The sequence below is a fragment of the Ureibacillus xyleni genome, assembly GCF_900217795.1.
GTDB lineage: Bacteria > Bacillota > Bacilli > Bacillales_A > Planococcaceae > Ureibacillus > Ureibacillus xyleni.
Map to the genome: position 1 here is coordinate 1 of NZ_OBMQ01000021.1, position 10844 is coordinate 10844.

A 10844-nucleotide genomic window follows, 5' to 3' on the forward strand; every position below is an offset into this window, starting at 1 on the left:
AATGTTTGTCAAGAGCGATTGTCCCCTCGTTCGGAGAGTACTTATCGCCCAATACCTTGTGTTTTTCAATTTTTCATAGAAGTTTTGACACTACCAAAGCAATTGCTCATTACTTTGCATGTAAGACTTAAAAATTATGAAATGATTAAAAATCTAGTGAGGCCTTACTCATATTTATTAGTTATCTCTACCAAAATATGATTTTTAAAAGTGAATGGCTCTATGGTCAACTGCTAAAGCCGCCTCACCGATTACTTCACTTAAAGAAGGATGAGGATGAATAGTTTCACCTATTTCCCATGGTGTTGCATCAAGTAACATGGCTAAAGCTGCTTCTGATATCATATTTGTTACATGTGGTCCTACCATATGCACTCCGAGGATATCCTTTGTCTTGTCATGTGCAATAATTTTTACAAACCCTTCAGATTGCCCGTAAACGAGTGCTTTTCCAATTGCTTTAAATGGAATTTTTCCAACAGTTACGGCATGTCCTAAATTTTTTGCTTCAACTTCTGTTAAGCCGACACTTGCAACTTCAGGACTACTATAGATACATCGGGCAACGTTAGGATAATGGATGTTCTTTTCTGTTCCATGAACGATATGTTCAATAGCAGCTAACCCTTCATGAGATGCGATATGAGCAAGTTGCATTCCACCAATTACATCACCAATTGCGTATATATGTTTTTCTTTTGTTTGATAGCAATGATTTACTTTAATAAATCCAGCATCACATTCAATTTCTGTATTTTCTAGACCAATGTTGTCAATGTTTCCAATCCTACCAACTGCGATTAACACTTTTTCGGCATGTAAGGTCGTCTCTTTATCATTAATTTTCGTTATGATTTCAACACCGTTTTCATCTATAATGTTGCTACTAAGAAGTTTGGCATTCGTTATGATGGCCACACCTCGACTTTTAAGCTGCTTTTCTACTTCTTTAGCAATCTCATTATCTTCAGTGGGTAAAATAGAACTTCCATATTCAAGTACAGTTACTTCAACACCAAAGTCATTTAACATGGATGCCCATTCAATTCCAATTACACCACCGCCAACAATCATCATTGACTTAGGTAATTGTTCCATTTGTAATGCATGATCTGAAAATAAAATATTTTTCCCATCAACATGCACTCCATCTAAGTTTCGTGGCTTTGATCCTGTTGCAATAATTACATTTTTTGGTATAAGCATTTCATTTTCAGTACCATCGTTCATCTCAACCGAAATTGTACCTGGCATTGGTGAAAAAATGGATGGGCCTAGTATTCTTCCTGTACCGTAGAACACGTCAATTTTTCCTTTTTTCATTAATCCTTTTACACCTTGATGTAATATATCCACGATGGATTGTTTCCGATTCTGTACACTACTAAAGTTTATGGATACATTACTTATTTCAACGCCATAATTTTTAGCATTTTTTGATTGTCTATATACTTCTGCACTTCGTAACAAAGATTTACTCGGAATACAACCTTTATGCAAGCAAGTCCCACCAAGATTTTCTTTCTCTACGATGGCAGTTTTTAAACCTAATTGGGAAGCGCGGATTGCAGCTACATAGCCACCCGTTCCACCACCTAAAATGACAACATCATACTCACGCGCCAAACATACCCCTCCTAGCAAGTAGGGAAGTAAAGTTACTCTCCACTTCCCCTTCATTAACTTTTTATCTTCCATTCAAAATGTTTTTTTCGTTACGTAAAAAGTGTTTTCTTGATTTAGATACACGAGCAATTCGCTCTTCTGCTAATCGGTTAGCTGCTAAGTAAGTTGGAATATTTTCTTGTTTTGAAATATCAAATATTTTTAAAATGCTATCGTAAATCGTTTCCACTCGTTTCATTGCGCGTTCACGATTATAACCGTATAATTCATCTGCTACGTTAATTACTCCACCTGCATTAATTACATAATCAGGTGCATAAGCAATGCCTAGTTCATGAATAATTTGACCATGTTTTGAATCTTTTAACTGGTTATTAGCCGACCCTGCAATTACTTTTGCTTTTAGTTGCGGAATTGTGTCATCATTTATGATTGCCCCTAAAGCACATGGGGAGAAAATATCAACATCTTGTTTGTAAATTTCATCAGGCTCTACCGCAACTGCATTAAAATCTTTTACTACACGTTCTACTGCTTTTTTATTAATATCTGTTACAACGAGTCTTGCTCCCTCATTATGGAGGTATTCACATAAAGTGTATGCAACATTCCCTAACCCCTGAACTGCGACTGTTCTTCCTTCTAAATGGTCAACTCCAAACGCCTCTTTCGCAGCTGCTTTCATTCCAAGGAAAACGCCATAAGCAGTTACAGGAGAAGGGTTACCTGAAGAGCCAAATGTTGGTGAAATACCTGTTACATAATCCGTTTCTTCGTGAATAAGGTCCATATCCGTTACTGTTGTCCCTACATCTTCTGCAGTAATATAACGACCATTTAAACCTTGTATAAAGCGTCCTAATGCTCGAAACATCTCTTCGTTTTTATCCTTAAAAGGATCGCCAATAATAACTGTCTTTCCGCCACCGAGGTTTAAACCTGCTGCAGCATTTTTATATGTCATTCCTCTTGCAAGTCTAAGTGCGTCTTCTATCGCTTGGTCTTCTGTTGCATACGTCCACATTCTTGCCCCGCCTAATGCCGGACCAAGCGTTGTATCATGTATTGCAATAATTGCTCTTAAACCAGAAGCTTTGTCTTGGCAAAATACAAGCTGTTCATAATCATATTTCTCCATATAATTAAAAATTTCCACGATGTTAGTCCCCTTTCAGAAGAAAGCGTTTTCTTTCTGTGTAATAGAGTGAATCAGCTAAAAAAATCATTAAATCCCTAACAATTCCCTAGCTTATTTTTACAATACTTTCTATTTCGGGAATAAGCAACTATAAAAGTTCAAATAATTTAATTGGCAATATTCAGACTATTATTATTATTCTATTTTATGTGTTTTTTTATCGTTTCTTGACTTTCTTTTGGACAATTGTAAAATGAAAGTAGTTGTAAGGAGGATACATAGAATGGCAAGAATGCTAGCGTTTATCGTCATGCTCATCCCTGCGTTAATGGCTGGAGCAGGAATAAAATTTATGAGAGATACTTTATTTGGAAAACTAATTTCACCGTTTCCATGGATTTGGTTGCAGTTCGTAATTGGTATTATCTTCTTTTTACTTGGTCTTGGTTTCTTTGCTGGATTTTTACTACATCGAGATCGAAAAAATGGAAAAGTTGCACCTAAATTTCAAAAAGGTTCAAAATAAAAAACAGACGTTCACCAATAGGTTACTATATCCTACTTATTTGAACGTCTGTTTTTATTTGTTTATCCTTTTTACGATTCGATCTGGATAATCTGTAATCCATCCAATAACAGAAGGATGGGGATTTGTTAAAAAAGTTTCCAAACCCGATATATTGTAAAATCGTATACCCTTATTTGCCATTTTACATAACTCTAACAATTCTAATTTATAATACTTTTTGTTCGCATGAATCGCATCAAAATGGACGGACGGATTAAGTTCATTCCAATTAAACTTTTTCGTGATGATGAATGCGGTTTCAATATCAGGTCGCTGCATTTTCACATTTTTTATTAATTCCTCATGAAATGAAGAAAAATGACTTCCTTTTGGTAATTGAATACGCCTCAATATTTGGTTAAGTGGTTCGTAATTTTCTAATAATGTTTCTTTTAGTTCAATATTTAACGGCATTTGACAATCATTTGCCCAAGTAATAACCTCTTCTAAGGCTGGTATTCGATCCCTCGAAAGCTTTCGAAAAAAATGTTTACCTAGAGAATAAGTTCGTAATTCATCATAAGTACATTCATTTATTTTTTTCCTTTTCCCGGTCAATCGGAATAAATCGATGTCATGGTAAACTACGAGAACTGAATCCTTTGTACATTGGACATCAAGTTCAATTCCATCTGCACCTAAGTTTTTTGCTTTTTCAAAAGCTTTAAATGTATTTTCCAAAGCATAACCGGATGCGCCTCGATGTGCAAAGATGGATACTTTACTTGTCATTAAACATTCAACTCTCCAAACTCTAATAGGAATGTCCCTTGCGTCATATTACTAAGCAGGGAGGATTTTGCACCAATTTGAATGTATGTTCCAGGATGAGCTTCCTTTTTTACGGTAATTTCTTCTTTCCCAACGTTTTTTAAATTATACATTAATTCTTTAATTTCACGATCGAGCTGCACTGCAACCTCTTTCTTTTTCTCAATCTCAATTTTAATTTGGTCGAGCCCTGCAGCTTGCTGTCGATTAAGACTTTGTTTATATTCACCAATCAAATTGATCTTTGTCGTTAATTGAACGATTTCTTCTTGTGTTGCCTTTAGTAAAGAAGCTTTTTCTTGTATGACTTCATAAGCCTGATGTTTGCTCAAGCTTTCGATAATTAGCTCGGTTCTACGTTCAAGATGATTACCAGCTATTGCAGTGACAATTCTATTTTTCGCAATTGCCTTTCCACCAATGATTTTCCCTTTACGTTCGTCGACTAATACAGAGTTCGCAACTAAATAGGAACCTAAAGAATAGGAACCAATGACGATATCTTTTTTCGCAAATAGTTTAGCATCATTTACGTGTTTTACAAAGATACTGCCGCCTGCTTCAACTTCCGTTTCACCTACCCCAAAGATGCCACCTTTTATGAACACATCACCTTCTAAAGATTGAATCAGCTTAGCTCCAGTTATTCCATCTATCCCTTCAATTGAAATATCGCCTGTAGCAACAACAGAAAAACCGTTCATGACCGTTCCTCTTATAGTAACAGAACCATCAAATTTAATATTTCCTGTCTCTATACCTACATCACCATCAATAGGTAAATGACGATTAACTGAAATCAAACCTTGCCTTTGTTCTACAACACCACCTGTAGTTGCGTATAAAACAATTTTCTCATTTTCTTCAACTTCTTTTGCTGAATTTTTATCATATTTCAACTGGTGATCTTTACCGAATGGAGCTGGGATAATTTCACCATACACATTTTTACCATCAATTCCTGGTTTGGCAGGAATTTTTTCACCTAACCAATCGCCTTCTTTTATTTCAAATATAAAATTAAGATCAAAATAATCTGCTTTACCGTCTTCTCGAATCATCGGTTTTCGATCGGGTATTTCTAAATACTTGATTACCGCATCTTCACCAGGAATTGGCGGGGTACCTTGAGCAATTAAACTTGCCTTTCCTGGTACCAATTTATTTAAATCAATATCATTTATACCGTGAACAATGTGATTTTGAGAAAGGGCATCTTTAATTTGGGAAATAATTTGGTCTTTATTTTCACGAATTGCATCTAATGTTTCGTAAACGATAATTGAAACCGACATTTTATCCTTTGATACTTCAATATCTAAACTAGGAAGCCATATTCCGATTTCAACTTTTTCATCTATTGTTTCTAAAGCACGCTTTAGTAATGCAAAGTTTGTAAGTTTAATACGTGGATACGTTCTTAATACTTCATCAAGTTTTTTCAACGGATACCCTTTTTTAATCGTTTGAATATAGACTTTGGAATTATCCTCGACAATTTCTAGGAACTCATTATTATATATTATCACCCAAATCCCTCCCTTTAATTAGTATATCGAACGTAATGAATTTTGTTTAGAGGACCTTTCTCTCATTCCTGGATATTTTTTACCAATTTCTTATTTACTATTTCGAAAACGAAAGACGATTTGATACGGCTCGACACAATCTAGAAATTATAATAAAGACATGTTTTGTATAAGCTAAAAGTCAGTTTCGACAAGATAGGTTACTATCGAGAATGTAATCTGTCCTTAAAGAAAAGTAGCAAATCTTTTTAACAATATCCAAATGAGTACTATCAGACATGACAAATAAGGGAGGCAAAAAATTTATTAAAAAAGACCTCATTAGGTAATCTAATGAGGCTAACATTATTTTTTCTTAGGCTTCTTATAGGTAAGTGCTTGATCACTATCTTTGATACCCGAAGTAGTTGGATCAATAACAACACCGAGCAATGCTAAAATTAGCAAGATCGTTTCTAACGTTTGCTGTACTTGGGAACTTAATATTGTTATGTCCACACCAAAAATATCAGCTACTTGATTAGCTAATAACACTAATGCCGAAATTATCGCAACCCAGAATTGTTTATGTCTTAATCGTACTTTCCAGTTGATTTTCATAAATTCACCTCCAATGTTTTTATAGTTTCTTACTATAGTATTCGAGAGCAAAATACTTGAAATAAATAGAATGCCTAACAAATAAAAAACACTTCTAAATTAACAAAATTGTTGTTAATTAGAAGTGTTTTTTTATATTATGACGCCACTAACTCTATTCGAATTTTATCCGCAATCATCGCGATGAACTCGGAATTTGTCGGTTTTGATTTTAAGTGATGTACTGTGTAACCAAACATTTGTGAAATAGATTCATAGTTTCCGCGATTCCAAGCGACTTCAATGGCATGACGAATGGCACGTTCAACACGTGAAGGCGTTGTGCCGAATTTTTTTGCGATTTCCGGATATAAAATTTTAGTTACGGAACCGAGTAACTCGATATCGTAGTAAACCATTTGGATAGCTTCCCTTAAATAGGAATAGCCTTTAATATGAGCAGGAACTCCGATTTCCTTAATGATACTTGTAATTGTTGTGTCAAGTTGTCTTTGATTTACTTTAGCTTGTCCTTCTGGTTGTAGAATACTCTGTTTTTTTACATTTTCCGTTTTCTGACCTGCACAATGTAATATTTTTTGCACCAATTGATCGAATTCGAATGGTTTTAGCATAAAATATGAAGCACCATATGTTACAGCTTGCTTCATCACATCTTCTTGACCAAATGCAGTGAGCATAATGACTTGCGTTTTTGCTAATCGTTCATCACTATACATCGCTTCAAGAACTCCTAATCCATCTAAATGAGGCATGATGATATCTAGAAGTAGTACATCTGGTTGAAATTCTTCTAACATTTTTATACAAAGTTTACCATTTGATGCGGTTGCAACAACTTCAATATCGGGATGATTTTCGAAGTATTGTTCCATCGTTCTTACTAAATCTCTGTTATCATCGGCAATAGCCACTTTAACTTTCGGCAAATAAATTCCTCCTTTGATTGGAAGTACTAGTTTTCTACTATATTTAGGACCTCTACACAATTTATGTCATAGATTTCTTGTACTTGACAATTGTATTTTCGACATTTGTTATGGAATACCTTTTTTAAATAAAAAAATAATGAAGATGAACGAGAGATTCACGGTAAATCGACAAAATTCCATATGTAGAAAATGTACCATAACCAAATTACACTGAAAGGACACATTTAATTTTAATAAAAAAACTAAGAAAAGACTATACTTTTATATAAAGTATAGTCTTTTCTTCCCTATTAAGGCTTTTTCTTTAACATTTCAGTAACAGTAATCGCAGCACCTTTTGTCGGTTGTTCGACAAACATATGGGTTACTGCTCCAACAAACTGCCCTTTTTGAATAATTGGACTACCACTCATCCCTTGAAGGATTCCACCAGTTTTCTCCAATAAATTTTTATCGGTTACAATAAATTGGAGGAAATTGTCTTCAATCTTTATAATATCAATGTCGAAAGCTTCTACCTCAGATCCTTCTATAGCTGTATAAAGTTCCGCTTTTCCTAATTCGATATCTTCAACGTGCATAATATCAATAGGTTTACGCAAACTTTGTTTTAAATTACTTTCCCAATTACCAAAAATTCCGTATGAATCGTTGGATTTAATATTTCCCAAACGTATATCATTTTTTTCGATTACAGAGATTTTATAGCCTGGATTTCCCGGGCTACTTTTCTTGATTTGTTCAATGGAGGCTAAAAATATTGATCCATTCGTAAAATCTGGTGGTGCATTAAGTACGCCATCAATTATTTGATGCCCTAATGCCCCATACTGTTTTGATTCTGGATCTATAAAGGTTAATGTACCTATGCCATCTGTTTCATCTTTGAGGAAAGGCAAAATATTGTTTGCCTGTTCATTCGTCAATGAAATATCTCGTTGCTGTGATTTTTGTTTTACCGATATCGTTAAATCATTGGCACTCATTTGTTGTTTTAACTTTTCAACAGAAGAAACTGATTCACCGTTTACTTTTGTAATAACGTCACCTTTTTTAAGCCACTGACCATTCGGTAATAAAACATCATGTGCAACGTATACAAATGGCAATTGCAACTGTATTCCTATTGATTCACCCATGGGGATTAATTTTTTCGCTGTTGCGTAAGCGCTTGGCGATAAAATAAAAACTGTAAGTAAAATCAACGTTAACAGATTACGCAAATGGCATCTCATAGTCCACCTCCTTTAAGATTTGTACATTTACTATGTGTCAGTTGTACAACATTAATGAGAGGTAAATATTTGTCGTGTCATTCTTTGCATTAATTTTGAAAAAAGCAGCCTCAAATTGTGAGACTGCTTTTTAAAGTAAAATTACCGAATGCTTTTCAATGCATTACACTACACCATGCTTTTCATTTCTTGTTTACGAATACTGGCTAGTTCTAATAATTCAGAAGCATGTTGTAAAGTTAACTCTGTAATTTCAGCACCACTCATCATTCGACTTACTTCTTGTATACGATTTTCTACATCGATATTAGATACAGATGTGTACGTTCGGTTTTGATCGACATGTTTTCGAATTAAGTAGTGTTGATCTGCCATTGCCGCAACTTGTGGTAAATGTGATATGCAAAGTACTTGGGAGTGAATAGAAATAGCAGCGATTTTTTCAGCTATTGCTTGTGCCACACGACCGCTTACCCCAGTATCCACTTCATCAAATATAATAGAAGTTACCCCATTTGATGAAGAAAAAATGGTTTTTAACGCGAGCATAACTCGTGATAATTCTCCACCAGACGCAATCTTTGGCAAAGATTTTGGTGGTTCACCAACATTTGTTGATATATAGAATGATACATAGTCTTTCCCATTTGAATCAAAACTATGTAGATTTTCAAAATTTACGATAAATTTTGCTTTTTCCATATGTAAATCACGCAACTGCTCCATAATGGCATCGCTTAATTTTAAAGCACATCGTTTTCTTATGTCGGAAAGTTTAGAAGCCATACTTTCTAATTCCATTTCCATCTTTAATAATTTCTTTTCGTTATTTTGAATTGCTTCATCATGATTTTGTAATTGAAATAATTCATCTTTAATCTTCTCAAAATAATTTAAAATTTCTTCAACAGTCGAGCCATATTTTCGCTTCATTGTTTGGTATTGTGCTAAACGTTGTTCTACTTCATTTAAACGTTCTGGGTCAAACTCAAGCTCGTCTAATATACTTTTGACTTGGTAAGAGGCATCCTGTAGAGCGTAAAATGCATTTGCTACTGCTTCTTGTGACTCTTGAAATTGTTCATCTAGTGTTACGATATCAGTAAGCGCTGTCATTGCGTCTCCAACGAAATCGAGACCCTTTTGTTCACCAGAAATTGCTTCGTAAGCAATATTTGCTCGCTCAAAAATTTTATGGAAGTTTAACAAACGGCGACGTTCTTCTAGAAGTGATTCTTCTTCATTTATTTTAAGGTTTGCATCTTCAAGCTCTTTAATTTGAAACTGGTATAAATCAATCCTTTGAGCAATCCGCTGCTCATCTAGGTTTAATGCCTGTATTTCACGCTTAAAAGTACGATAAGCTTCATATTTCTCTACATATTGTTCTTTTGTTTTATTAATTTCTGCACTTGCGAAATAATCTAATAAACGGATATGTTGTTTTTCATCCATTAATTCTTGGCTTTCATGTTGCCCATGAATATCAATTAAAGTACCACCTATTTCCCTTAAAATGGATAATGGTACAAGTTTTCCATTGATACGACATACACTTTTACCATTATCATTTATATCACGGCGTAAAATGATTGTACCTTCTTCACTATCCAGACCTGTGTCTACAAGTTTTGCAAATATAGGATGATTTTCATTTGTTATAGTAAACATACCTGTTAGTTCGGCTCTTTTTGCACCATGACGTACAAATTCATGAGAGGCTCGTCCACCTGCAAGTAAATGAACAGCATCGATAATAATCGATTTCCCTGCACCGGTTTCCCCAGTTAAAACAGTTAAACCGTCAGAAAAGTTAATCGTTAACTCATCAATAATTGCAAAGTTACGAATACTAAGCTCTCTTAACAAAAACTCCACCTCAAATTTATGTAAATCTTATATTAAATCTAAAATCCGTTCTTTCACAATTTCTCGATCTTCTTCTCTGCGACAAATAATTAAAATTGTGTCGTCACCAGATAGTGTACCCAAAATTTCTGGCCATTCTAATAAATCAATTAAAACAGCAATGGCATTACCATTTCCAGGTAAGGATTTTAACATTAAAAAATGCGATACACCATCAATACTAACAAATGCATCCGATAGTGCCCTTTGTAGTTTTTGTTGTGGATTGAAGCGTTGATCAGCAGGTAAGCTATATTTGTAGCGGCCATCAGAAAGTGGAACTTTTACTAAATGAAGTTCTTTAATGTCTCGTGATACAGTAGCTTGTGTTACGTTATACCCTGTTTCTTTTAAAAGATCTACTAAATCATCTTGAGTTTCGATTTCGTTGTTCGTAATAATTTCTCGAATGCGCATGTGGCGTTGACCTTTATTCATTCCGTTCACCTCTTATGAATATTTATGTATAATTATACTATCATCACACTTTAAAAACTACAAGAAAAATGGGCAATTCGATAATGAATTGCCCATCAC

At 34.5% G+C, this 10844-nt stretch carries 10 protein-coding genes; 1 reads left to right on the forward strand and 9 read right to left on the reverse strand.

Annotated features, from left to right (window positions below):
* Positions 1-204: 204 nt before the first annotated feature.
* Both lpdA and CRO00_RS19300 read right to left on the reverse strand, forming a co-directional pair.
* On the reverse strand, positions 205-1626 hold the full coding sequence (gene lpdA, locus CRO00_RS19295; protein WP_097075308.1) for a dihydrolipoyl dehydrogenase: 1422 nt from the start codon (positions 1624-1626) through the stop codon (positions 205-207).
* Between the two features lie 61 nt (positions 1627-1687).
* The gene (locus tag CRO00_RS19300) at positions 1688-2782 is read right to left on the reverse strand and encodes a Leu/Phe/Val dehydrogenase (protein WP_097075309.1); all 1095 of its coding nucleotides are present in this window, start codon (positions 2780-2782) and stop codon (positions 1688-1690) included.
* A gap of 265 nt (positions 2783-3047) precedes the next feature.
* Here CRO00_RS19300 and CRO00_RS19305 point away from each other — a divergent pair, with 265 nt between their 5' ends.
* The gene (locus tag CRO00_RS19305) at positions 3048-3290 is read left to right on the forward strand and encodes a DUF2627 domain-containing protein (protein WP_097075310.1); all 243 of its coding nucleotides are present in this window, start codon (positions 3048-3050) and stop codon (positions 3288-3290) included.
* Between the two features lie 54 nt (positions 3291-3344).
* On the opposite strand, the gene CRO00_RS19310 is transcribed toward CRO00_RS19305, so the two are convergent.
* The 7 genes from CRO00_RS19310 to ahrC all read right to left on the reverse strand — a co-directional run bounded on the left by CRO00_RS19310 (position 3345) and on the right by ahrC (position 10745).
* Complete coding sequence (locus tag CRO00_RS19310) at positions 3345-4064, reverse strand: glycerophosphodiester phosphodiesterase (protein ID WP_097075311.1); 720 nt, start codon at positions 4062-4064, stop codon at positions 3345-3347.
* Complete coding sequence (locus CRO00_RS19315) at positions 4064-5632, reverse strand: DUF342 domain-containing protein (RefSeq protein WP_097075312.1); 1569 nt, start codon at positions 5630-5632, stop codon at positions 4064-4066. The genes CRO00_RS19310 and CRO00_RS19315 overlap by 1 nt, the downstream gene beginning before the upstream one ends.
* A gap of 345 nt (positions 5633-5977) precedes the next feature.
* On the reverse strand, positions 5978-6232 hold the full coding sequence (locus CRO00_RS19320; RefSeq protein WP_097075313.1) for a phage holin: 255 nt from the start codon (positions 6230-6232) through the stop codon (positions 5978-5980).
* Positions 6233-6369: 137 nt separating this feature from the next.
* Positions 6370-7161 carry a sporulation transcription factor Spo0A gene (gene spo0A / locus CRO00_RS19325; protein ID WP_097075314.1) on the reverse strand — a complete coding sequence of 264 codons (792 nt, stop codon included), beginning with the start codon at positions 7159-7161 and terminating at the stop codon, positions 6370-6372.
* Between the two features lie 293 nt (positions 7162-7454).
* Positions 7455-8399 carry a SpoIVB peptidase S55 domain-containing protein gene (locus CRO00_RS19330; protein WP_097075315.1) on the reverse strand — a complete coding sequence of 315 codons (945 nt, stop codon included), beginning with the start codon at positions 8397-8399 and terminating at the stop codon, positions 7455-7457.
* A gap of 168 nt (positions 8400-8567) precedes the next feature.
* Complete coding sequence (gene recN / locus CRO00_RS19335; protein ID WP_097075316.1) at positions 8568-10268, reverse strand: DNA repair protein RecN; 1701 nt, start codon at positions 10266-10268, stop codon at positions 8568-8570.
* A gap of 27 nt (positions 10269-10295) precedes the next feature.
* A complete protein-coding gene (ahrC, locus tag CRO00_RS19340) occupies positions 10296-10745 on the reverse strand; it encodes a transcriptional regulator AhrC/ArgR (protein ID WP_097075317.1) in 450 nt (149 codons plus the stop codon).
* Positions 10746-10844 lie beyond the last annotated feature (99 nt).